Annotated in this window: 20 protein-coding genes; 6 read left to right on the plus strand and 14 right to left on the minus strand. The window is 65.4% G+C overall.

The annotated features are described in order from the left end of the window. The first annotated feature begins 58 nt into the window (after positions 1-58). Both pdxH and SOM28_RS05710 read left to right on the plus strand, forming a co-directional pair. Positions 59-1,267, plus strand: coding sequence for a pyridoxamine 5'-phosphate oxidase (pdxH, locus tag SOM28_RS05705; RefSeq protein ID WP_320467505.1), 1,209 nt, complete (start codon positions 59-61; stop codon positions 1,265-1,267). 48 nt (positions 1,268-1,315) lie between these two features. Then, positions 1,316-2,533 carry a cyclopropane-fatty-acyl-phospholipid synthase family protein gene (locus tag SOM28_RS05710; protein WP_320467506.1) on the plus strand — a complete coding sequence of 406 codons (1,218 nt, stop codon included), beginning with the start codon at positions 1,316-1,318 and terminating at the stop codon, positions 2,531-2,533. A gap of 174 nt (positions 2,534-2,707) precedes the next feature. Here SOM28_RS05710 and msrA read toward each other — a convergent pair whose 3' ends face one another. Beyond that, on the minus strand, positions 2,708-3,250 hold the full coding sequence (msrA, locus tag SOM28_RS05715; RefSeq protein ID WP_123069219.1) for a peptide-methionine (S)-S-oxide reductase MsrA: 543 nt from the start codon (positions 3,248-3,250) through the stop codon (positions 2,708-2,710). A 156-nt stretch (positions 3,251-3,406) separates the two neighbouring features. Between msrA and SOM28_RS05720 the strand changes: the two genes are divergently transcribed. Both SOM28_RS05720 and SOM28_RS05725 read left to right on the plus strand, forming a co-directional pair. Continuing rightward, positions 3,407-3,919, plus strand: a complete 513-nt coding sequence (locus SOM28_RS05720) for a flavin reductase family protein (RefSeq protein ID WP_123069218.1) — start codon at positions 3,407-3,409, stop codon at positions 3,917-3,919. A gap of 108 nt (positions 3,920-4,027) precedes the next feature. Then, entirely contained in the window at positions 4,028-5,221 is a 1,194-nt protein-coding gene (locus SOM28_RS05725; RefSeq protein WP_123069217.1) for an acyl-CoA dehydrogenase, read from the plus strand. Here the strand turns inward: SOM28_RS05725 and SOM28_RS05730 are convergent, their stop codons facing one another. After that, positions 5,222-6,070: an oxygenase MpaB family protein gene (locus tag SOM28_RS05730; RefSeq protein WP_320467507.1), complete on the minus strand. Its 849-nt coding sequence runs from the start codon at positions 6,068-6,070 to the stop codon at positions 5,222-5,224. Positions 6,071-6,165: 95 nt separating this feature from the next. Here SOM28_RS05730 and SOM28_RS05735 point away from each other — a divergent pair, with 95 nt between their 5' ends. Continuing rightward, entirely contained in the window at positions 6,166-8,124 is a 1,959-nt protein-coding gene (locus SOM28_RS05735) for a phosphatase PAP2 family protein (protein WP_320467508.1), read from the plus strand. Positions 8,125-8,167: 43 nt separating this feature from the next. Here SOM28_RS05735 and SOM28_RS05740 read toward each other — a convergent pair whose 3' ends face one another. The 3 genes from SOM28_RS05740 to SOM28_RS05750 form a co-directional block, all read right to left on the minus strand. After that, positions 8,168-8,515: a hypothetical protein gene (locus SOM28_RS05740; RefSeq protein WP_123069214.1), complete on the minus strand. Its 348-nt coding sequence runs from the start codon at positions 8,513-8,515 to the stop codon at positions 8,168-8,170. A gap of 35 nt (positions 8,516-8,550) precedes the next feature. Beyond that, entirely contained in the window at positions 8,551-9,015 is a 465-nt protein-coding gene (locus SOM28_RS05745; protein ID WP_320467509.1) for a nuclear transport factor 2 family protein, read from the minus strand. A 64-nt stretch (positions 9,016-9,079) separates the two neighbouring features. Beyond that, the gene (locus SOM28_RS05750) at positions 9,080-11,401 is read right to left on the minus strand and encodes a carbohydrate binding family 9 domain-containing protein (protein ID WP_320467510.1); all 2,322 of its coding nucleotides are present in this window, start codon (positions 11,399-11,401) and stop codon (positions 9,080-9,082) included. Between the two features lie 223 nt (positions 11,402-11,624). Between SOM28_RS05750 and SOM28_RS05755 the strand changes: the two genes are divergently transcribed. Beyond that, positions 11,625-13,736 (plus strand): putative bifunctional diguanylate cyclase/phosphodiesterase, encoded by a 2,112-nt coding sequence (locus SOM28_RS05755; protein ID WP_320467511.1) that lies wholly within the window; start codon positions 11,625-11,627, stop codon positions 13,734-13,736. Positions 13,737-13,884: 148 nt separating this feature from the next. Here SOM28_RS05755 and SOM28_RS05760 read toward each other — a convergent pair whose 3' ends face one another. The 9 genes from SOM28_RS05760 to SOM28_RS05800 all read right to left on the minus strand — a co-directional run bounded on the left by SOM28_RS05760 (position 13,885) and on the right by SOM28_RS05800 (position 24,043). Then, positions 13,885-14,568, minus strand: a complete 684-nt coding sequence (locus SOM28_RS05760; protein ID WP_320467512.1) for an OmpW/AlkL family protein — start codon at positions 14,566-14,568, stop codon at positions 13,885-13,887. A 54-nt stretch (positions 14,569-14,622) separates the two neighbouring features. Beyond that, positions 14,623-15,984 (minus strand): SGNH/GDSL hydrolase family protein, encoded by a 1,362-nt coding sequence (locus tag SOM28_RS05765; RefSeq protein WP_123072154.1) that lies wholly within the window; start codon positions 15,982-15,984, stop codon positions 14,623-14,625. Positions 15,985-16,243: 259 nt separating this feature from the next. Further along, complete coding sequence (locus SOM28_RS05770) at positions 16,244-17,275, minus strand: L-threonylcarbamoyladenylate synthase (RefSeq protein WP_123072155.1); 1,032 nt, start codon at positions 17,273-17,275, stop codon at positions 16,244-16,246. 1 nt (position 17,276) lies between these two features. Next, complete coding sequence (locus SOM28_RS05775; RefSeq protein ID WP_320467513.1) at positions 17,277-18,461, minus strand: 5-(carboxyamino)imidazole ribonucleotide synthase; 1,185 nt, start codon at positions 18,459-18,461, stop codon at positions 17,277-17,279. 5 nt (positions 18,462-18,466) lie between these two features. Beyond that, complete coding sequence (gene purE / locus SOM28_RS05780) at positions 18,467-18,964, minus strand: 5-(carboxyamino)imidazole ribonucleotide mutase (protein ID WP_320467514.1); 498 nt, start codon at positions 18,962-18,964, stop codon at positions 18,467-18,469. 4 nt (positions 18,965-18,968) lie between these two features. Next, entirely contained in the window at positions 18,969-19,865 is an 897-nt protein-coding gene (locus tag SOM28_RS05785; protein WP_320467515.1) for a phosphoribosylaminoimidazolesuccinocarboxamide synthase, read from the minus strand. Between the two features lie 279 nt (positions 19,866-20,144). Next, the gene (gene fba / locus SOM28_RS05790; RefSeq protein ID WP_320467516.1) at positions 20,145-21,209 is read right to left on the minus strand and encodes a class II fructose-bisphosphate aldolase; all 1,065 of its coding nucleotides are present in this window, start codon (positions 21,207-21,209) and stop codon (positions 20,145-20,147) included. Positions 21,210-21,332: 123 nt separating this feature from the next. After that, positions 21,333-22,781 (minus strand): pyruvate kinase, encoded by a 1,449-nt coding sequence (gene pyk, locus SOM28_RS05795; RefSeq protein WP_123069069.1) that lies wholly within the window; start codon positions 22,779-22,781, stop codon positions 21,333-21,335. Positions 22,782-22,840: 59 nt separating this feature from the next. Beyond that, a complete protein-coding gene (locus SOM28_RS05800) occupies positions 22,841-24,043 on the minus strand; it encodes a phosphoglycerate kinase (RefSeq protein ID WP_320467517.1) in 1,203 nt (400 codons plus the stop codon). Positions 24,044-24,123: the final 80 nt, after the last annotated feature.

Raw genomic sequence — 24,123 nt, forward strand, 5'->3', positions numbered from 1 at the left:
ATAACCAAATAGTGATGAGCAAATAACTTGCCTGTCACCAAAATGCTACTGGAACGCCATGAGCTCCCTCCTGCACGACGCCGCCCCCGATTTCACCCAGCCGATCGCCGTGCTCAAGCACTGCCACGGACGCATCCGCAAGCAACTCGCGACGCTTGAAAAACTGCTGGAACACCTGCCGCAGCACGGCGCCGACGAGCAGGCGCGCCAGGCCGCGAGCGCGGTGCTGCGCTACTTCGACAAGGCGGCCCACCTGCACCACGACGATGAGGAACAGGACCTGATCCCGATGCTGCGCGCCACCGCCCAGGGCGACGACGCCGCCATCCTGCAGGCGCTGGCGCCGACCATCCTGCAAGACCACAAGGATATGGATGCGCTGTGGCAAGACCTGCACGAGCAGCTGACCGGCATTGCCGAAGGCACCGGCACGGTGCTGTCGGAAAACCAGGTGCGGCGCTTCGTGGCCAGCTATACCTCCCATATGGAGCGCGAAGAAAGCACCATGGCGCCGATGGCGATGCGCCTGTTCTCGCCGGAGCAGATGGCGCGCCTGGGCCAGGCCATGCAGCTGCGCCGCGGCATCGCAGCGCCAGGGGCAACGGTGGCCCCGCTGGCGCCGGTCGTGGGCCAGGCCGTGGCCGACCTGCGCAAGGACTACGGCCAGGCCAGCCTGGACGAAGCCGACGTGAGCGACGATCCGATCGCGCAATTCACCGCCTGGTTCGAGCAGGCCCTGAAAGCCGAAGTGAACGAACCGAATGCGATGTCGCTGTCCACCGTGGCCGTCAGCGGCAGGCCAAGCTCGCGCATCGTGCTGGTCAAGCAATTCGATGCGCGCGGCTTCTCGTGGTACACGAATTACGACAGCAAGAAGGGCGCGGATTTGCGCGACAACAGCTACGCCGCATTACTGTTCTTCTGGAGCGAACTCGAACGTCAGGTGCGCATCGAAGGACGTGTGGAGCGTACTGCGCCGGACGAAAGCGACCGTTATTTCCGCAGCCGTCCCCTCAAGAGCCGGTTGTCGGCGATCGCCTCGCGCCAGAGCGCGCCGATCGACAGCCGTGCGCAACTCGAACAGAACTACGACGTCGTGGCGCAGGGGGCTGGCGAAGATCCGGCGCGTCCCGACAACTGGGGCGGCTTCCGCCTGATCCCCGACCGTATCGAATTCTGGCAAGGCCGGCGTTCGCGCTTCCATGACCGCATCGTCTACGAGCGTCAGGAAGACGGCAGCTGGACGCGCCAGCGTTTGCAACCGTAACCGGCCAGGAGCCGCGGCCGGCTACGCCTTTATATAAAGGGGTGGACCGTGTTCGATCAGATCAAGCTGTCGGCCTGGCAATCGGGCCTGCGCGGCAAGTTGCCGCAACTGTCACTGCCACTGCGCGTGGAGCTGTGGAACGGTGAACGCATCGACCTGTCGCCCGATCCACCGCGGGTCACCATCCGCCTCCCCGGCCCCGCCGCGCTGCGCTACCTGCGCTCCCCTTCCCTCTACAGCCTGGGCCGCGCCTACGTCGAAGGCGCGATCGAGGTGATGGGCCGCGCGGCCGACATCATCGCGGTCGGCAATGCGTTGGCGGCGTCCGGCGCAGACAGCGGGCGCGGCCGCCTGGCCGACGCGCTGGGTTTCCGGCGAAACCACACGCGCGAATCCGACCGCGAAGCGATTCGCTACCACTACGACGTCTCCAACGAGTTCTACGCCGCCTGGCTCGATCCCGGCATGGTGTATTCCTGCGCCTACTTCGAGGGGGGCGACGAAGACCTGGCCACCGCGCAGGTCAAGAAGATCGACCACATCCTGCGCAAGATCGACCTGCGTCCCGGCCAGACCCTGCTCGACATCGGCTGCGGCTGGGGCGCGCTGGTGCTGCGCGCAGCCGAAAAATTCGGCGCACGCTGCGTGGGCATCACGCTGTCCGAGAACCAGGCCGCGCTGGCGCGCGAACGGGTCATCAAGGCCGGGCTGCAAGACCGTGTCGAGATCCGGATCCAGGACTACCGCGACGTCGATGGCCATTTCGAGCGCATCACCAGCGTGGGCATGTTCGAGCACGTCGGCGTGCAGCACCTGAAGGATTATTTCGCGCAGGTGGCGCGCCTGCTGGCGCCGGGAGGCGTCGTGATGAACCACGGGATCACCACCACTGACGCCGACAACGGCGCCACGCCCTATGGTGGCGGCCAGTTCATCGACGAATACGTGTTCCCGCAGGGAGAATTGGCGCACCTGGCGACCGTGGTGCGGGCGATGCAGGAAGGCGGCCTGGAAGTGCGCGACGTGGAAAACCTGCGCCGCCACTATGCGCACACCTGCGCGCTCTGGACCGACAATTTCGAGAGCAATGCCGCCCACATCCGCACCCTGACCGACCCGAAACGCTTCCGCATCTGGCACGTCTACCTGGCCGGCTGCGCCTACGCCTTCGCCCACGACCGGATCAGCCTGTACCAGATCGTGTGCGGCAAGGCGGGGAGCGACGTAGCGCAGTTGCCGTGGTCGAGGAGGTATATGTATGCCTGATGTCGATGTCGATCGATCAGGCGCATCGTCCCTATTACACGGCCTAAGCACGTCGTCCCCGCGAAGGCGGGGACCCAAGTCCTCAGCGCTGCCACGGAAAATTATTGCAGAGGCGGCTCATGCTTACTTGGGTTCCCGCCTGCGCGGGAACGACGTGGGCTGCTCGTATGGTGCTTATGCCTTCAAACGATCCGTGAAAGTCTTGCGGAACTTGGCCACCTTCGGCGCCACCACGAAGGCGCAATAGCCCTGCAGCGGGTGCTGGGCGAAGTAGTTCTGGTGATAGTCCTCGGCCTTGTACCAGGTTTCCTGCGGCTTCACCTCGGTGACGATCGGCGCATCCCACACCAGGCCCATCTCGCCGATCACCTTGTGCGCGATCTCGTCCTGTTCGGGCGAGGTGGTGAAGATTACCGAGCGATACTGCGTGCCGACGTCGTTGCCCTGGCGGTTCAGGGTGGTCGGATCGTGGATGGTGAAGAAGATCTCGAGGATGTCGCGGTAGGCGATCACGGCGGGGTCGAATTCGAGACGCACCACCTCGGCGTGGCCGGTGGTGCCGCTGCACACCGCTTCGTAGCTCGGATAGTCGACCTGGCCGCCCATATAGCCCGATTCCACGCGGGTAATGCCGCGCGCCTCGAGATATACCGCTTCGACGCACCAGAAGCATCCGCCGCCCAGGATGGCCACTTCGGTTGCTTTTTGCTCACTCATAGTTCACCTTGGCATTTGTAAGATTAGATATCTTTAATGTAGCGCAAAGCGCACCGTTCTGCATTGAACTGCCGGGATAGTGACCATGGCGACGGCCCGCTCGCGGCAAGGACACCCCCGACGATGGCATAATGAGCGCCAACGCTCAGGAACCGCATGAATACACTGTCCTCCCGCGCAACGACGCGCGGCTTCGATACAACACATTTCCGCCACGCCCTGTCGCAATTCGCGACCGGCGTGACCGTCATTACCACGCGCCTCGCCGACGGCAGCTTCCGCGGCCTGACCGCCAGCTCGTTCAACTCGGTCTCGCTCGACCCGCCGCTGGTCTTGTGGAGCCTGGGCGCCGGCGCCAACAGCATGCCCATCTTCAGCGGCAACTCGCACTACGTCATCAACGTGCTGTCCGCCGGCCAGGAAGAACTGGCGCTGCGCTTCTCGCGCCGCACCGAGAACCCGTTCGAGGGCGTCGAGTACGAACTGTCGCGCACCGGCCTGCCGATCCTCAAAGGCGTGTCGGCGTGGTTCGAATGCCACAACCGCAGCCGCTATCCCGAAGGCGACCACGTCATCTTCGTCGGCGAGGTCGAGGAATGCCAGGTCCATCCACAGTCGGCCCTGATCTTCCACGGCGGCAAATTCGGCAGCACGGCTGGTCAAAAATAGAAATTCCTGTCGCAGTTTCAAAAGATACGTGGGCGGCACGTTTCTATAATGTTCAGGCGCGCCTTACACGGCACCTACCGAACTAGAACTTAGAGACAGGATTTTGCGATGACCCGTACCGACTCGTCCAAGAAAGCTTCCTTCCACTGGGATGACCCGCTGCTGCTGAACAGCCAGCTGACCGACGACGAGCGCATGGTGCGCGACGCGGCCGCCGCCTACTGCCAGGACAAGCTGCAGCCGCGCGTCCTTGAGGCCTTCCGCCATGAAACGATGGACGTCTCGATCTTCCGCGAAATGGGCGACCTGGGCCTGCTGGGCCCGACCATTCCCGAGCAGTACGGCGGCCCCGGCCTCAACTACGTCGCCTATGGCCTGATCGCACGTGAAGTCGAGCGCGTCGACTCCGGCTACCGTTCGATGATGAGCGTGCAATCCTCGCTGGTCATGGTGCCGATCTATGAATTCGGCAATGAGGAAACGCGCCAGAAATACCTGCCGAAGCTGGCCACCGGCGAATGGATCGGCTGCTTCGGCCTGACCGAACCCAACCACGGCTCGGACCCGGCCTCGATGGTCACCCGCGCCCGCAAGGTCGATGGCGGCTACAGCCTGACCGGCAGCAAGATGTGGATCACCAACTCGCCGGTCGCCGACGTGTTCGTGGTGTGGGCCAAGGACGACGAAGGCGCAATCCGCGGCTTCGTGCTCGAGAAAGGCTGGAAAGGCCTGTCGGCGCCGGCGATCCACGGCAAGTTCGGCCTGCGCGCCTCGGTCACCGGCGAAATCGTCATGGACGAGGTGTTCTGCCCGGAAGAAAACGCCTTCCCCGAGGTGCGCGGCCTGAAGGGCCCGTTCACCTGCCTGAACTCGGCGCGCTACGGCATCGCCTGGGGCGCGCTGGGCGCGGCCGAAGACTGCTGGCACACCGCGCGCCAGTACACGATGGACCGCACCCAGTTCGGCAAGCCGCTGGCGGCGAACCAGCTGGTGCAGAAGAAGCTGGCCGACATGCAGACCGAGATCACCCTCGGCCTGCAAGGGTGCCTGCGCCTGGGCCGCATGAAGGACGAAGGCACGGCGGCGGTCGAGATCACCTCGATCATGAAGCGCAACTCGTGCGGCAAGTCGCTGGACATCGCCCGCGTCGCACGCGACATGCTGGGCGGTAACGGCATCTCGGACGAGTTCGGCATCATCCGCCACATGGTCAACCTCGAGGTGGTCAACACCTATGAAGGCACGCACGACATCCACGCCCTGATCCTGGGCCGCGCCCAGACCGGCATCGCCGCGTTCTAATCAAGGTCGGGCGACGCGCCGCGCGGCCTGGGCCTGCGGCGTGTCGCCCAGCGGCGCCAGCGCCGCTCCCGTGGCCAGCGCGCGCACCAGCGTCGCTTCGCCGAAGCGCAAGCCCCGCCCGCGCAGCTGCGGCAGCGAGCGCACCGGCTCGGGCGTGATCTCCACCGCGGCGCGCACCAGCAGCCGCTGCAATGGCCGCAAGGGCGCCGGCAGGATGGGCGCCTCGCCCATGATCCGCATGAAGTCCGCAAGAATCTCCGAGCCCTCCAGGGCCGGCGCGGTCTGCGCCAGTAGCGCTTCCCACTCTTTCCATGAACCCGGGGCGCCGGTCGCGCCGTACAGGCGCGCGGCCGGTTCCGACTCGGCGAAGGCGGCGTCCTTCTCCTGAGCGGACAGGGAACGGACATAGCGGTGATAGGCCTCGGTAAACCCGAACGAGGCGGTCGCCTGCACCCAATCGAGCAGGCGCGGATCGTTGGCCTGGTAGGCCACGCCATCGGGCGTAGTGCCCTTGACCCGGCCATGCATGCGCACCACGTGCGCGATCATTTTTTCGGCTGCCGAACGCGGGCCGTACACCGTCATCATCGCCGCGAAACCGGTGCGGCGCAGGCGCGTGCCCGGGTCGCGCTGGAAGCTGCTGTGGTCCCACACGCCGGAGCGCACCGACGGTTCGGCCAGTTCGAGCAGCACCGCCGTCACGCCGCCAACAAAGAGCCCAATGGGATTGGCGAACACCCGCCACGAGACGCCGTCATGCGGCGCCAGCGCCGCCTCGCCCGCCGGCTGACTGAAGTCGAAGGCCATGCCCGCCGGGGGCTGCATCAGGTCGCGTACCGCATCGAGCATTCCATTCCTCCTGATGATCCCGTCATCAACATGTCATGGCGCATTCATATCATCCCTTCAATTTTTGTGTTTCACAATTCATTGAAGGATTTCACATGCACCAGGTAGTCCAGCTGCGCCGTCTTCCCCTCGCCATCGCCATCGGCGCCGTCCTCGCCCTCTCCGCCTGCGGCGGCTCGGACCACCATGACGATGCCGACGTCGTGGTCGTCATCCCCCCGGCGCCGGCCGACCAGGGCGCGGCCGACAGCGCGCCGGTGCCGGGCGTCACGGCCTTCGTGGACACCGTCGCCACCAACCAGCGCGGCGACGCGCGCTACGCCACGCTGGCCACCAACGCCGGCGTGCGCGTCCTGGGCGGCATGCTCGACATCTTCAAGCCGGTGGCCGAGATCGTCGATGCCGGCGTGACCGCGCCGGCCGTGGACGGTTTCCCGGCCATCGTCGCCTCGACCTGGACCGGCGTGCCGAACGACGGCACCAACGGCGGCACGATCGTCAACGCGCAGGTGCATAACGCGAACATCGACTACGTGGTCAAGGCCACCGCCAGCCGCACGCCCGAGCAGACCTTGCTGGCCTACCTGGACGACCGCCGCGGCAAGGGCTACAGCACCGCCAGCGGCATGGGCCCGCTGACCAACGCATGGCGCAGCGCCGCGCGCCAGACCACCACCATCAACGACATGCCGCAGGACGCCGTCACCGTCAAATACGAAGACGGCGGCAACAACAACGGCGTCGGCGGCGACGCCAATCCCGAGTTCGGCAAGGTGATCGACCTGGTCAACGCGATGGGCGCCAACGGCTCGACCGAGCCGGCCAAGCGCTTCTACAAATACGCGCGCCCCTACCGCTGGAGCAGCGCGGTGCAGGTGGTGCCGCAGCTGGAACCGGCCAAGAGCACGACGCCGGGCACCGACGGCGGCTTCACCAGCGGCCACTCGGCCGAGGCGACCCGCAACGCCGTCGCCATGGCCTATGTGGTGCCGGAACGCTTCCAGGAACTGGTCGGCCGCGGCCTCGAGCTGGGCGAGAGCCGCATCTTCGCCGGCATGCACTCGCCGCTGGACGTGATCAGCGGCCGCGTGCAGGCGCAAGCCGTCGCCGCCGCCAACCTGATCGCCGCCGGCGCCACCACCCGCGCCGCCGCCCGCGCCCAGGCCCAGTCCACGCTGAGGAAGCTGACCGATACCAATGCCGGTAACTTCGCGAACTACGCCGTTTCCGGCACCCCAGCCAACGACCGCTTCGCCGACTATGCGACCAGCAAGGCCAATTACCTGCGCCGCATGACGTATGGCCTGCCGCAGATCGGCTCGACCACTGCGCCGGCCGTCGTGCCGAAAGGCGCCGAGGTGATGTTGGAAACCCGCCTGCCCTACCTGAGCGAGGCGCAGCGCCGCGTAGTGCTCAAGACGACCGCGATCCCTTCCGGCTATCCGGTGCTGGACGATCCTGAAGGCTGGGGCCGCCTTAATCTGTTCGCCGCGGGCGAGGGCTATGCCGTCTTCACCGGCAACGTGGTCGTGAACATGGATGCGAGCAAGGGCGGCTTCAACGCCGTCGACCGCTGGCGCAACGACATCAGCGGCAGCGGCAAGCTGGTCAAGCAAGGCAGCGGCAACCTGAAGCTGGGCGGCAAGAACAGCTGGACCGGCGGCGCCCAGGTCGAAGGCGGCACGCTCGAAGCCCTGTCGATGACGGCCTTCGGCACCGGCGACGTGTACGTCGCCAGCGGCGCCACGGTGGTGAACAATACGGCGGGCACGCTGGCCCTGGCCAAGCAGTACACCCAGCTCAAGGGCGGCACGCTGGAAATGCGCGTCGGCGCAGTGACCCACGGCCACCTGAGCGTCAGCGGCGCGGTGACCATCGGCGGCGGCACCTTGCGCATCGTGTTCCAGAACGGCTACAAGCCGGCGGCCGGCGCGACGCTCAAGGTGATCACGGCGGGCAGCCTGAAAGGCAAGTTCGAGACCATTACGGTCGAGGGCTTCACGGTGACGCCGACCTATACCGCGACCGGGCTGGAACTGCGCCTGGGCGCATGATGTAGAAAGGGCCGGGAGCGATCCCGGCCCTTTTCAGTTTGGCTTACTCGTCGAAGTCTTCGGCCAGGTTCTTCCAGCCGCGGCTCTTGGCGAAGGCCGCGAATTCCTCGGGCGCTTCGAGCACGATCAGGCGACTCTCCTGCAGGCCCGGATCGCTGTGGCCGAAGTCCGGCCCCTTGTAGCCGACCGCGCGCAGGCGGTCGACGAGCTGGCGCACCAGGACCGTGTCCTTGTAGGCGCCCGGTTCGAGCTTGGCCGCGAACTTCACGTACACGTCAATAATCCCGTAGCCCTCGTCGAAGATGGTGATGTTCTTCACGTCGAGGGTGCGGCCTTGCCCATCCTTGGCCTGGAAGGCGCCGGACAGTTCAATATCGGAATCGGTAGTCATGGCGCCAGCATATCACCGGCGCGCACGGCGCGGTGTCAGTGATCGTAGCTGAGCACGCGCAGCAGCTTCCAGGCGCCGTCCTCGCGCGCCCACACCATCGAGAAGCGATACACGCTGCAGCCTTCGGGCTCGCTGGCCGACGGCTTGTTGCAGAAGCGGTGCTTGCCGATGTGCATGGCGTGATCCGGCCCGGATGGGAAGACCTCGACTGTCTCCGGCATGGCCTCGCGACGGACCCGGTTCGCCGCCTTGAACATCTTCTCGAACGCGGCGATATTCTCGTCATAGCCGGTGACGCCGCTGCGGTCGTGATAGAACTCGAGGCGCCGGCTGAAGCCTTCTTTCATCGGCCCGATGTCGCGCGCATTGATGCCGCCGAACAGGCGCGCATCGGCGGTCATGATGTCCGCCGCCAGGCGCGCCCGGTCCTGGCCGTCATCGGCGCCCCAAGCCATGGCGCTTGCCGCCATCAGGCATGCCGCCAGCAATCCCTTACTCATGTTTGCTCCCTCCTCGTCATTGGGTACCCGTACTATGCCAGCGGGCACCGCCGCGGGATAGGGCCTAGACTTCCCACTGCAGCTTGAAGGTCAGCGACCTGCTCCGCTCATCCGCCAGCGGCAGCTTGTCGTCCACGATGCCGAACGACACCGTGCGCCCGACCCGCCACTGGTGGCGGTACAGCAGCGAACGATGGACCTGGCGGTCGTTCCACGCCTCCAGCTGGGTCACGCCATCGTCGCGCCGCGCGGCCCAGGTGTTCTGGGCCAGCAGGCGCAATGAATCGCGCGAGCTGAAGTGCAGCATCGCCAGCCAGCGCCAGGCGGTGTCGGAAAACGCGGGCTGGCCCAGCGTGCCCTGCACCCAGGCCCGGTTCACGTGGTGGTCCAGCTCCAGCGACCAGCCTCGGCGCAAGGGAAAGCGCAGCCCCACGTCCAGGATCACGTTCCCGCCCGGCCCCACGCGGTCGGCATCGACGTCGAGCTGGCGCCCCAGCGCGACTTCCGCCGCGATCTTCGAGATCCACGGCGCCGGCGTGGTCTCGACGCCGAAGTTGACGACCCGGGTATCGTGCAGGCGCCCGCCCGGCCCGGCGCGCTGGCGGTCGAAGCCCAGCTCGACCCACAGGCCGGTCTGCAGCGGCGCCGCCATCCATACGCCGGGCTGGAGCTTCCTCTCGACCGTCTCTCCGCCGCGCTGGCCGCTGATGTTGTCGGACAGGGTACGCATCTCGTGCACGATGAGATAGGTCTCGAATTCGTACAGTTCGAGCGCGCCCAGGGATTGCGGGCCCAGGATGCGGTTCATCGATCCCGTAATGCGGGCGATGCCGGCCTGCGGTACGAAGCCGTTGTCGTTCACGAAGCCCGGCGCGATCGCCTCCACCTCGGCCTCGTGCCACCAGCGTGCGGTCTTGTGCAGGTACTTGCCCCACAGGTAGCCGCCGGAACGTCCGTCCACCATTGCCGGCACGTCGTCGTCGGTAAAGCCCGCGGTCGTGCGCGAGGCCATCGCCACCCCGGACAGCTGGTGCTGGACGCCGTCGTCGGTCTCGCCACGCCATTGCGCATCGAGGCCCAGCACTTCATTCGACCCAAAGCGGTGGTAGTCGCGCTGCGAGACGAAGGCGCCCAGCAGCAGGCCGTCCTGGTGCCAGCGCGCACGCGCCAGGCTGGCCATCGTGCGCAGGGTCTGCGCGTACTGCAGCGTTTCGTAGGGACGCCCGCGCAGCACCAGGCCGCCCGGCTCATCGCGCAGGCTCATCGCGGTAGCGTCCATGTGCGCGCCGCGCCAGGTCGCGCGCAGGCCGTATTCCGGATCGTTCACGGTGCGCGAATAGAAGGCCGGCAGCGGCAGGCCCAGCACGTCGGCGCTCTCCAGGAAGAAGCCGCGCTTCTCGGGCAGGCTGAGCGCCACGTTGCTGGCGCCCTGCGACACCGGCTCGTCGATCTCGACCTGCGAGAAATCCGGGTTGATGGTGGCGTTGAACACCCAGTCGGCGCGCGGGCGGGCGTTAATCTCCAGGCCCAGCTCCGCCTGCGAGCCGCGCATCCGCTGGCCCGGACTCCAGGCGCGTGCGCTGCGCACCGTCAGTTCGGGACGCAGCTCGACGAAGCCGCGGTCGCGCACCGCTTCCACGGTGGCGTCCATGCCCGCGATCTCCTGCAAGAAGCTCAGGTGGCTCAGTGCGTCGATCCGGAACGGCGCCGTCACCAGCAACGCTCCTTGCGCATGCGGGATGCTACGCTCGACCATCATGCGCCAGTTGCGTCCGTCCGCGTACGGGAACCGCAAGTTCGACAACGGCCAGCGCACTTCCATGCTGTAGCCGTCGGGCAGGAGCTTGACGGCGGTCTCGACCGGGAAGTCCGGACCCAGGTCGGATTCGTCGTCGTCAGCGCGGTGGATGCCGTCGCTGACCACGCCCAGGGTATTGATGCGCACGAACTGGGCCGAGCGGCCGTGGCCGGCCGGGTCGATCCAGATACCGATGAAGTCCTGGTCGGCGGCGACCTTGTCGCGCCGCGCCAGCTGGCCGCGGCGCCGCTCAGGCGCCGGGTCCCAGGCACGGATGCCGAATACCAGCGCGCCATCGTCGACCAGCAGTTGCACCGTGGTGCGCAAGCCCCTTGGGGCAGGTTCCCCGTCGCGCGGCAAATGCTTGTGGAAATCGTCGTACAAGGGCGCGCGCTGCCAGGCCGCCTCGTCGAGCACGCCGTCGATGGCGGGCGCCTCGGGCGCGCCGATGCGCAGCGCGCGCAAGCCGTCGCGGTCGCCGGATGCATCCGCAGCGCTCGCGCCAAGGAAGGCGGCAAACAGGACAAGAAGTCGGCGCAGGGTCACGTCAGAGGGATCGCTCGGGATAGGGGCCGGGCAGTCTAGCATGGAGGTTGTTAAAAACAAAATACAACCACCATTCCATGCACCATGGGTTGCGACTGTGAAAGTGATTGTTGAACATGTCACATTCCGTGGTGTGGCGTTCTCATTTGACAATCTTTAGCGCTATCAGCCTCATGTCCACTCTGTGTGCATGGATATTTACGCTACCATCAATGCACGATGCATGGAGATCGTGCCAGTCTCTACTTCTTGAGCGTGAGGAAAAATGAGTGCGCAGACAAGTACGACGCCGCCGGATCCTTCCCTGCCCGAGCAGTCGGGCGCCCTGTCGCTCGACCTGCTGCTGAGTAACTTGCCGGGGGCCGTCTATCGCTGTCATAACGACCGTGACTGGACCATCGAATTCATCAGCGACGGCGTCGAAAAACTGACCGGTTATTCTCCCGCAGCCTTCACCGCGCGGCCCGGCCTGCCATTTGGCTCCATCATTCTTCCCGAAGATCGCACCCTGGTCGATGCTGCGGTCGCCCTGGCGCTGGCCCAGGGCCGCGCCTACCAGATGACCTACCGGATCCGTACCGCGAGCGGCGACATACGCTGGCTCTGCGAACAGGGTTCGCTCAACCTGTCGGGCGGCGCGCCCGGCATGCTGGAAGGGTTCCTGTCCGACTTCACGCGCCTGAAGAAGGCCGACCTCAAGATGCAGGAGCAGGCCTCGTTCCTGCAACGGGCGCGCGACGCCATCATCGCGATGGACATGCATTCCGTCATCAGCTACTGGAACCATGGCGCCGAGCGCCTGTATGGCTGGAGCGCCCAGGAGGCGCTGGGAAAGCGCTTCTGCGACCTGTTGTGCGACAAGCCCGCACTCTACGAGGCCGCCTTCAGGCAGACGCTCGAGTCGGGCGAGTGGGCGGGCGAACTGGCCCATATCCGGCGCGACGGCTCGACGGTCGACACCGATACCAGCTGGACCCTGCTGGGCGCGGACCACACCCTCGACGCCTGCCAGAAGATCCTGGTGATCGGCACCGACATCAGCGAACGCAAGATCAACGAAGCCAGGATCTTCCATCTGGCCTTCTTCGACCACCTGACCGACCTGCCCAACCGCGCCAACCTGCTCGACCACCTGCGCCGCGCCCTGCTCACCAGCACGCGCACGCGCAAGTGGGGCGCGCTGATGTTCTGCGACCTCGACAACTTCAAATTCCTCAACGACAGCCAGGGCCATGCGGCCGGCGACCAGCTGCTGCAGGCGGTGGCGCGCCGCCTCGAGCACTGCGTGCGCGAGGCCGATATGGTGGCGCGCCTGGGCGGCGACGAGTTCGTGGTGCTGATCCAGCCGGTGGAGGATGCGCGCGAATTGGCCGCGAACCAGGCTGAAATCGTCGCCGCCAAGGTGGTGGCGGCGCTGGCCGCGCCGTTCCAGCTGGGCGACCTGAATTACTCGGTGTCGGTCAGCATCGGCGTGGTCACGCTGTGCGGCGTCCACGACACGGTGGAATCGACCTTGCGCCAGGCCGACGGCGCGATGTACCAGGCCAAGGCCGCGGGCCGCAACACCTTCCGCTTCCACGATCCGGCGGTGCAGGCCGCCTGGTCGGCGCGCGCCGAGCTCGAAGGCAGCCTGCGGCGCGCGCTGCAACACGACGAGTTCATACTGCACTACCAGCCCCAGCTCGACCGCTCCGGCCGGGTGCTCGGGGCCGAGGCGTTGCTGCGCTGGCGCCTGCCCAATGGCAAGGTGCTGTATCCGGCCGAGTTCATCCGCGCCGCGGAAGAAAGCGGGATCATCGTCGAGATCGGCAAATGGGTGTTGCGCACCGCCTGCGCCGAGCTGGCGCGCTGGCAGCGCTCGCCCGACACGGCCGGCCTGACGCTATCGGTGAACGTCAGCGCGCGCCAGTTCAACCAGCCGGATTTCGTGCCCATGCTGCAGGGGATCTTCGAGCACAGTGGGGTGCAGCCATCGGGCCTGAAACTCGAGCTGACCGAAAGCCTGGTCATCACCGACTTTACCCAGACCGCGCATACCATGGCCACGCTCAAGCGGCGCGGCCTGAGCTTTTCGCTGGACGACTTCGGCACCGGATATTCATCGCTGGCCTACCTGCGCAAGCTGCCGCTCGACCAGCTCAAGATCGACCACTCCTTCATGCGCGACGTGCTCACCGACCAGAACGATGCCTCGATCGTGCGCTCCATCATCGCGCTGGGCGACAGCCTGGGACTGCAGGTGATTGCCGAAGGGGTCGAGACGCTGGGGCAGCGGCAGTTCCTGTCGGATGCCGGCTGCTATCTCTACCAGGGTTTCCTGTACCAGCATGCGCTCAGCGCCGAGCATTTCACGCAGTACGCGCGGGGGGTGCATTGAGCTTGCACCACAGACGTAAAAACGTCGTCCCCGCGAAGGCGGGGACCCAAGTTTTCCAGCGCAGTGGCTACGTAAAACGTAGTGGCTACACAAAGGAATTGGGTCCCCGCCTGCGCGGGGACGACGTATTGAAGCTAACGAAAAACGCTTAGAACTTGTAACCCACCGCCAGCACGATCGCCACCGGATCCAGTTTCATGAACTGGGTCTGGCCGGTCGAGAAGTGCACGTCGGTGCGCAGGCGGGTCTTGATGACGGTAGCGTCGGCGAACCAGCGCTCGTCGAAGTTCATCGCCACGCCGACTTGCGCGCTATAGGTCAGCTTGTTGTCGATCTTGAAGGTGGTCGGCACGTCGCTGCCCGGATTGGTGATCGCGGTCATCTTGCTCGAACCGCGTTCCTTCATGAAGTAGGCATAGGTCGGGCCGAAGCCGATGAAGGGACGGAACGCCGAGGTCGGCGCGCCGAAACGGTATTGCACGAAGGCGGTCGGCGGCAGCGCCTCGACCTCGCCCAGCTTGCCGGTGCCCTGGATCGCGCCGGCGCCGTAGATGCTGTGCTTGTACGGCGTACCGAGCGCGCCTTCGACCGAGATATTGTCGGTCAGGCTGTACGACAGGATCAGCACCGGCTGCATGTCGTTGCCGACGTCGGCCTTGGTGCCCGGCAGCGCAGGGGCGCTGATGTCGCCGCTCTCGACCTTCGGCATCAAGCGGTTGAAACCGACCTTGGCCGTGATCTGGCCGGCCGACTGCGCGTATGCGCCGGACGCGAATGCCAGCCCGGCAGCCACACCCAGCACCTTGATCATGCTGTTGAAACGAATATTCATACTATCTCCTGATGTGTGTGATGAGGCCCGCCATCGAGGCGGGCCTGCCGCTGCTTACAGCCAGCCCTTGATTGCCATGTCCTTGAAGACGTAGCGGGCGATGAGGTCGTTCTCGAACGGGGTCGGGTGGATCCCGTCGGCGAACATGTAGCGGCTCACATCACCTGCGACCGTGTTGTTCGCGGTGCAGATCAGCGAGGTGGTGCCCAGCGCGTTTTCGGCGCAGGCCGGGGCGCTGGTGTTGGTCAGGCCGTATGGGCCTGGGTTCTTCACCTGGTCGTTGCTGACGGTGTACAGGTCGGTGTACAGCACGCGCGCATCGTCGGCGCCCAAGCCGGCTTTCAGCTGGGTATTGAAGGCGTTGACCATGGCGGTCACCAGTTGCTGGATCGCCACAGGACGCGACTTGGCGGTCGGGGTGCTGGCGACGTCCGGCAGGTTGGCGACGATGACGTACTTGGCGCCCTTGGCCAGCAGTTCGCTCTTGACCAGGCCGGCCATCTGCGCGCCGGCGGTGCCGAGTGCGGTGACCATGGCGGTCGCGTTGGCGGTGGCGTAGGCGCCGGCCGCGGTATTGCCGGCGGCGGTGCCGTCGGCCTGGGCGGCGGCCACGATCGGGCCGTACACGGCCGGCTGGGCGACAGCCTGGTTACCTGGCTGGGTTGCGGCGGCGCGCACGGCGGCCTGCACCACGGTCTGGTCGGTCTTGCCCGGACGTGCGTTCTCGGTAGCGATCGCCACGCCGATGGCTTGCGCCGCGGCTTGCGGGTTGGTCGCGCCGGCCGCGAGGCGGGTGGCCAGGGCGGTGGCGAAGGCTTGCGCGCCGGCGGCGGTGCCGGCACCCGTCACGGCGGCCAGCTGCATCAGCACGTCGTTACCGCCCGACAGCACGGTCACCAGTTCGGTGCCGCTGAACTTGTTGCCGGTCTTGGTCAGGTGATTGGCGATCTGGGTCACCATCGGCGTGGTCATTTCGCCGATCGGCGAGCCGGTCGCGGCATTGCCCGGGCCAATCGGATTGACCACGCGCGAACCGCCTTGCGCATAGTTGAAGCAATTCGCATGGTTCACGATCGGCACGTTGAAGCCGAGCGACGCATCGCCCTGCAGGCCGGTCTGGGCGGCGCACGGCGCCGGCAGCTTGAGCTGGGCGGCCATGAAGTCGAGCCAGATCTTGCCGCTCAGGTCAACGTTCTTGGCAGTGCTGTCGCCATTAATGGTGAACTTGCCGCCGCCGGCCGCCGCAACGGCGCCGACGCGGTAGGTGCCCACGTCCGACAGGCTATCGCCGAACGACACCATATTGGTGAAGGTGAGCTTGACGGTCTGGTCGCCGCCGGCTGGGCTGGTGCCGCCGCCGCATGCGGTCAGGAGCGCGGCCGTCAGAACGGCCAGCGCGAATTTGGTATGACGCATTGTGTCTCCTGGATTGAAATTATTGTGAAACGAACGCCCGTGCTATTCGCCTCATGGTAACTATGCCAGCGTTGAAACCGCTTGTATAGCAAATTCAATTGCACGTTGGCATTTGGCTACCACACCTATCAAAAGAGATGGGTAAGCTAGAGGGAACGGATTATAACCAGCGTTTTCTTTGTAGAAAGAGACGAATTTGTAACGGAGGAGTGCGAAACGCGGAGCGTTTGAGCTCCGTCATTCGCTTTATTGATACAAATTAAACTTTTGCTTGGCTGTTGAGCAAACCGTGCACAATGCCCGTCGAGCCATGGGCTGCGCGGCGCAGGCGGTCATTCACGCCCAGCCAGTCCCCGCCCTGCGGCGGCGCCTCGACCAGGATCACGTCGGCGCCCTGCCCGTCCATCGCGCGCAGCGCGGCGTACAGCGCGTGGGCGAAGCCGTCGGGCGCGGCCGGCAGGCGCAGTGCGGCGTGGGTCGCCGGCATATCGCTCATATGGATCAGGGCCACCTTGCGGCCGGCGCCGTGCAGCGCGGCCACGGTGTCCAGCAGGGTCGCCCGTTCCTGCATCGCCACCGGCGTGTGCGGCGCGTAATGCGATTCGAGCGTGCCCGAGGCGCGCGGCGCCGCAGCATCCGGCGCGGCCGGCATCTGATCGATCACGGCGGCGATCGCCTCGGCACTGATCTGGCCGGGACGCAGCAGCACCGGGCCGTGCGTATCCAGGCGCGACAGGTCGACGATGGTCGATTCGATGCCGACCTGCGAGGGGCCGCCATCGAGCACCATGGCCACGCTGCCATCGCTCCCGAATTCCTGCTGCACATGCTCGGCCAGCGTCGGGCTGACATGGCCGAATTTATTCGCCGACGGCGCAGCGACGCCGCCCTTGCCACCCTTGAAGGCGCGCAGCAGCGCCAGCGCCACCGGGTGCGCCGGGCAGCGCAGGCCGACCGTGTCCTGGCCGCCGCTGACGGCGTCCGGGATGTTCGGGGCGCGCTTGAGGATCATGGTGAGCGGGCCTGGCCAGAAGGCGGCGGCGAGCGCTTGCGCCTGCGGCGGGATGTCGCAGGCCCAGTAATCGAGCGGCGCCTCCGGCGCCAGGTGCACGATCACCGGATGGTCTTGCGGCCGGCCCTTGGCGGCGTAGATGGCGGCCACCGCCGCCGGATTCTCGGCGTCGGCGCCCAGGCCATACACGGTCTCGGTCGGGAAGGCGACCAGCGCGCCCGATTCGAGTGCACGGGCGGCGGCGTCGATGGCCGCCGCGTCGAACTGCTGCGTGTCCATCTTAAGGCTCGATTCCCAGGATGGCGCAGGCGGCGCGCAGATTGCCCTGCGCCTCGGCCAGCGTCGGCGCCACGAAAGTCACGTGGCCCATCTTGCGGCCGCGGCGCGGGTCGTTCTTGCCGTACAGGTGCAGGTTGGCGCCAGGCAGCGCCAGTACCCGGTCCCAGGCCGGTTCGCGTGCGTCTTCGCGATCCCCTTCGAACCAGACATCACCCAGGATGTTGAGCATGACGCTGGCCGAATGCTGGCGCACGTCGCCCAGCGGCAGGCGCGCCATCGCACGGACCTGCTGCGCGAACTGGCTGGTGATGCAGGCGTCGATCGTGTAGTGGCCGCTGTTGTGCGGACGCGGCGCCATCTCGTTGACGACCAGCGTGCCGTCTTCGAGCACGAAGAACTCGATGCACAGCACGCCCACGTAACCCAGTTGGGCGACGATGGCGCGCGCCGCATCCTGGGCCTGCTGCGCGCAGACCGCGGACACGTTCGGTCCCGGCACGGTGGTGGTGAACAGGATGCCGTCGCGGTGCACGTTCTCGGCGATCGGGTAGACGACGGACTCGCCATCGTGGCCGCGCGCGGTCAGCACCGAGACCTCATAGGCCAGCGGCAGCATTTTTTCGAGCAGGCAGGTCACGCCATCCATGCTGTCGAAGGCGGCGCGCACGTCCTCGCGCGAACGCACGCGGACCTGGCCCTTGCCGTCGTAACCCATGCGCACGGTCTTGAGGATGCCCGGCAGCAGGTCGTCGCCGATGGCGTCGATATCGGCATGCGAGGCGATGGTCTTGTGCGGGGCCGGCAACACCTTCGAGTTCGGCGCGCAGTCGACGAAGAACTTCTTCTCGAGGATGCGGTCTTGCGCGATCTGCACGCACAGGCTCGATGGCGCGACGAAGCTGTCGGCGGCGAGCTGCGCCAGGCTGTCGGCCGGGACGTTCTCGAATTCGGTGGTGACGGCCGCGCACAGGGCCGCCAGTTCGTTCAATGCAGCGACATCGGCGTAATCGCCTTCGATGGTGCGGTCGGCTACGTGGCCGGCCGGGCAATCGGCGCTCGGCTCGAGCACGGCGACCTTGTAGCCCATGGCCTGGGCGGCGTGGGCGAACATGCGGCCGAGCTGGCCGCCGCCCATCACGCCAAGCCAGGTCGACGGATCGGCGGATGGGAGAAACGGTTGAGTCATATTACTTATACGGGAAGGGTCATGGCCTGGGCGGAGGCGGTCTGGTCGCGGCGGAACTGCTCCAGCTTGTCGGCCAGTGCGTCGTCATTGGCGGCGATGATCGCCACCGCGGTCAGGGCCGCGTTGGCGGCGCCGGCTTCGCCAATGGCGAAGGTCGACACCGGCACGCCTTTCGGCATCTGCACGATCGACAGCAGCGAATCCTCGCCGCGCAGGTATTTCGACGGCACCGGCACGCCCAGCACCGGCACGATGGTCTTGGCGGCCACCATGCCAGGCAGGTGGGCCGCGCCGCCGGCGCCGGCGATGATGGCGCGCAGGCCGCGGCCACGCGCCTGTTCGGCATAGGTGAACATCTCGTCCGGCATGCGGTGGGCCGAGATTACCTGCGCTTCGAACGGCACGCCGAATTGCTTCAGGATGGCGACCGCGTTCTGCATCACGTCCCAGTCGGACGAGGAACCCATGATCACGCCGACCAACGGCTTGGTTTGATCCGTCATCTGCTTACACCTTCAGCTTTTCGCCGGTCAGGCGTTCGATGGCTTCGAAATACTTGGCCTGGGTTTTTTCGATGACATCCGCCGGCAGCGCTGGCGCCGGTGCGGCCTTGCCCCAGTCGGTCAGGGTTTCCAGGTAGTCGCGCACGAACTGCTTGTCGAAAGACGGCGGCGACATGCCCGGCGCGTACGAGTCGGCTGGCCAGAAGCGCGACGAGTCGGCGGTCAGGACTTCGTCCATCAGGTGCATCACGCCGTTGTCATCGAGGCCGAATTCGAACTTGGTGTCGGCGATGATGATGCCTTTGGTGGCTGCGTATTCGGCGGCGGCGGTGTACAGCTTGATGCTGATATCGCGCATCTTAGCGGCCAGTTCGGCGCCGATCTTTTCTTCCATCTGGGCGAACGAGATGTTCTCGTCGTGCTCGCCGATATCGGCCTTGGCGGCCGGGGTGAACAGCGGTTCCGGCAGCTTGTCGGCCTGGCGCAGGCCGGCTGGCAGCTGGATGCCGCAGATCGCGCCGCTTTGCTGATAGTCCTTCCAGCCCGAACCGATGATGTAGCCGCGCACGACGGCTTCGACCATGATCGGCTTGAGGCGCTTGGCCACGACGGCGCGGCCGCGCACCTGCTCCACCTCGTTCTCGGCGACCACGCTCTCCGGCGCCACGCCGGTCAGGTGGTTCGGCACGATGTGACCGAGCTTCTCGAACCAGAAATCGCTCATCTGGTTCAGCACCATGCCCTTGCCCGGGATCGGCTCGTTCATGACCACGTCGAAGGCCGAGAGGCGGTCGGTGGTGACGATCAGGATCTTGTCGTCGCCGACGGCATAGTTATCGCGCACCTTGCCGTGACCGAGCAGTGGCAGGGACTGGATGGAGGATTGGTAGAGGCTGTTCATAGATGGGCTATCAGGAAAGCGGAAACCGGCGACAAGGGCCGCCGGTTGAGAAAGTCAGGCTGTGTGGGCCTGTGCAATGCGATATTTTACGTCAATTTGCGCTGCGGTCGATCGAAACCACTGACGACAATTACCGGCCCGCACCCCCTGAACGTCGTTCCCGCGCAGGCGGGAACCCAAGCCTGCATGCATTGTGGTGATATTTAATCTTGCCACTGCTCAGGGAAAATTGGGTTCCCGCCTGCGCGGGAACGACGTTGGTTGAGGACGGGGTGATGCTTACTGAACGATCTGCGCCAGTTCGCCGGCCTTGTAACGCTCGGCCATCTTGTCCAGCGGGATCGGCTTGATCTTGCTCGCCTGGCCTTCGCAGCCAAACGCCATGAAGCGCGCCTTGCACACTTCCATCGCCGCTTCGCGCGCCGGTTTCAGGTAGTCGCGCGGATCGAACTTCGACGGGTTCTGGAACATGTATTTGCGGATCGCGGCCGTCATCGCCAGGCGGATGTCGGTGTCGATATTGATCTTGCGGACGCCGTGCTTGATGCCCTCTTGAATCTCTTCGACCGGCACGCCATAGGTTTCCTTCATGTCACCGCCGAATTCGCGGATGATGGCCAGCAGTTCCTGCGGCACCGACGACGAGCCGTGCATCACCAGGTGGGTGTTGGGGATGCGGGCATGGATTTCCTTGATGCGGTCGATCGCCAGGATGTCGCCGGTCGGCTTGCGCGTGAACTTGTAGGCGCCGTGCGAGGTGCCAATGGCGATCGCCAGCGCGTCGCACTGGGTACGCTTGACGAAGTCGGCCGCCTGGTCGACGTCGGTCAGCAGCTGTTCGCGGGTCATCTTGCCATCCGCGCCGTGGCCGTCTTCCTTGTCGCCTTGCATCGTTTCCAGCGAGCCCAGCACGCCCAGCTCGGCTTCGACGGTCACGCCGATCGAGTGTGCGAACTTGACGACTTCTTGCGACACCTGAACGTTATATTCATAGCTGGCGACGCTCTTGCCGTCGGCTTCGAGCGAACCGTCCATCATCACCGAGGAAAAGCCCGAACGGATCGCGGCCATGCAGACGGCCGGCGACTGCCCGTGGTCCTGGTGCATGACGACCGGGATGTGCGGGTAGGCTTCGACGGCGGCGTCGATCAGGTGACGCAGGAAGGCTTCGCCCGCGTACTTGCGTGCGCCGGCCGAGGCCTGCATGATGACCGGGCTGTTGGCGGCATCGGCGGCGGCCATGATGGCCTGCACCTGCTCCAGGTTGTTGACGTTGAATGCCGGCAGGCCGTAACCGTTTTCGGCGGCGTGGTCCAGCAATTGACGCAATGATACGAGTGCCATGGTTGTACTCCAAAACAATAAAGAAACTTGTCCGGGAATCCCGAATGCCGAGCGCGGCGCCATCCGTCCTGGACGGCGCCGGGCAAATGTCGCTGTTCGCGTTAGGCTACTCGTTGATTCCCTTTAATCATATTCGCCAACGCGCACGATCTTGAGCGCATTGGTGCCACCAGCCTGCCCCATCGGCGAACCCCAGGTGACGACGATCAGGTCGCCCTTGCGTACGAACCCTTCTTTCATCAAGAGTTCCTCGGCCTTACGCAGCACGGCGTGGCTGCCGCCTTCCTGCGGCAGATTGAATGCTCGCACGTTGCGGTACAGCGATGCCTTGCGCTGCGTCGCCTGCAGCGGCGTCAGGGCGAAGATCGGGGTGTCGATGCTGTGACGGCTCATCCACAGGGCGGTCGAACCCGACTCGGTCAGCGCCACGATCGCCTTCACGGCCAGGTGGTGGGCGGTGAACAGCGTGCCGTAGGCAATGGTCTGGTCGATGCGGGTGAACTGCTTGTTCAGGAAGTCGACGTCGATCTTGTTGTATTCGGACTGCTCGGCTTCGACGCAGATCGCGGCCATCATCTCGACGGTCTCGATCGGGTACTTGCCCGATGCGGTCTCGGCCGAGGTCATGACGGCATCGGTGCCATCCAGCACGGCGTTGGCCACGTCCGACACTTCGGCGCGGGTCGGCACGGCGTTGACGATCATCGACTCCATCATCTGGGTCGCGGTAATGGCCAGCTTGTTCGAATCGCGCGCCATGCGGATCATGCGCTTCTGCAGCGCCGGCACGGCGGCGTTGCCGACTTCGACGGCCAGGTCGCCGCGGGCGACCATGATGCCATCCGACGCGTCCAGGATCTCTTGCAGCAGCGGAATCGCTTCGGCGCGCTCGATCTTGGCGATCATCATTGGCTTGTGGCCATACGGCTCGCCGGCGATGTTCGCCAGCTGGCGCGCCATTTCCATATCGGTCGCGCTTTTCGGGAACGAGATGGCGAGGTAGTCGGCCTGGAAGCTCATCGCGGTCTTGATGTCTTCCATGTCCTTCGAGGTCAGCGCCGGCGCGGTCAGGCCACCGCCCTGGCGGTTGATGCCCTTGTTGTTCGACAGTTCGCCGCCAACCTTGACCGTGGTGTAGATCTCGTGGCCCACGACGCGGTCGACGATCAGCACGATCAGGCCGTCGTTCAGCAGCAGCCTGTCGCCCGGCTTGACGTCGCGCGGCAGCGCCTTGTAGTCCAGGCCGACGCGTTCCTGGTTGCCCAGCTCGCCGTCATCGCCCCACTTGGCATCCAGGATGAAGCGGTCACCATTGGTCAAGAAGATCTTGCCTTCTTCAAACTTGCCGACGCGGATCTTCGGACCCTGCATATCGGCCATGATGGCCACTTCGCGGCCGCACTCGTCGGCGGCGCGCCGTATCAGGGCAGCACGATCGATATGGTCCTGCGCCTTCCCGTGCGAGAAGTTCAGGCGCACGACGTCGACGCCGGCGCGGATCATTTTGACGAGAATATCGAAGTCGGTCGAAGCAGGGCCGATGGTTGCGACGATCTTGGTGCCACGGTACATGGATTGTCCTTGTATAAAAACAAAGCGCAGACTGGCTGCGCTAGGGTCTCAGGCTAGTTCTAGTGAGCGCTGCGTTGCAGCAGGATGTCGACAGCTGGCAGGGTTTTTCCTTCCAAAAATTCCAGGAAGGCGCCGCCACCCGTCGAAATGTAGCCGATCTGGTCGGCAATCTTATATTTTGCAATCGCGGCCAGGGTGTCGCCGCCACCGGCGATCGAGAAGCCCCGGGACTGGGCGATGGCCAGCGCCAGGGTCTTGGTGCCCTCGGCGAACTGGTCGAATTCGAAGACACCGACCGGACCGTTCCACACAATGGTGACGGCCTTGGCGACCTGCTCGGCCAGCATGGCGGCGGTTTTCGGGCCGATGTCGAGGATCATGTCGTCGTCAGCAACGTCAGCCACGTCCTTGACGGTGGCGGCCGCGGTCGGGGCGAATTCCTTCGCGCACACGACGTCGACGGGAATCGGCACCTGCGCGCCGCGCTGGGACATTTTCTCGATGATGGCACGGGCTTCGTCGACCAGGTCGTTCTCGACCAGCGACTTGCCGATGTTCAGCCCGACGGCCTTCATGAAGGTGTTGGCGATACCGCCGCCGACGATCAGGTTATCCACTTTGTCGGCCAGGCTTTGCAGGATGGTCAGCTTGGACGAGACCTTGGAGCCGGCGACGATGGCCAGCAGCGGACGCTGCGGCTGGCCCAGGGCTTTACCCAGGGCGTCCAGTTCGGCGGCCAGCAGCGGGCCGGCGGCCACGACCGGGGCGAACTTCGCGATGCCGTGCGTGGTCGCTTCGGCGCGGTGGGCGGTGCCGAAGGCATCGTTCACATACACGTCGCACAGCTTGGCCATTTTCTGTGCCAGTTCATCGCTGTTTTTCTTCTCGCCTTTGTTGACGCGGCAGTTTTCCAGCAGCACGACCGAGCCGGGAGCAACGTCGACGCCGTCCACCCAGTCCTGTTTCAGTTCGACCGATTGGCCCAGCAGCTCGGACAGGCGCTTGGCGACCGGCGCCAGACTGTCTTCCGGCTTGAATTCACCTTCGGTCGGACGGCCCAGGTGGGACGTCACCATCACCGCCGCGCCAGCCTTCACAGCGGCCTGGATCGCCGGCACCGAAGCGCGGATGCGCGTGTCTTCGGTAATATTGCCAGCGTCATCTTGTGGGACGTTCAGGTCAGCGCGGATAAAGACGCGCTTGCCTTGCAGCGCTTGTTGGTCGATCAGGTCTTGCAGGCGGGTGAAACGGAGAGCGTCCATTTGGTCGGCGTGGCAATAGTGAAAAAACGTCATTGTACATTAGCAGGCCTCGAAAAATCGTCGCGAGCGGCAGCGGTGGC

Origin of the sequence: Massilia sp. CFBP9026 (genome assembly GCF_034045165.1) — a bacterium.
In the GTDB taxonomy this organism is placed as follows: Bacteria; Pseudomonadota; Gammaproteobacteria; order Burkholderiales; family Burkholderiaceae_D; genus Telluria; species Telluria arenae.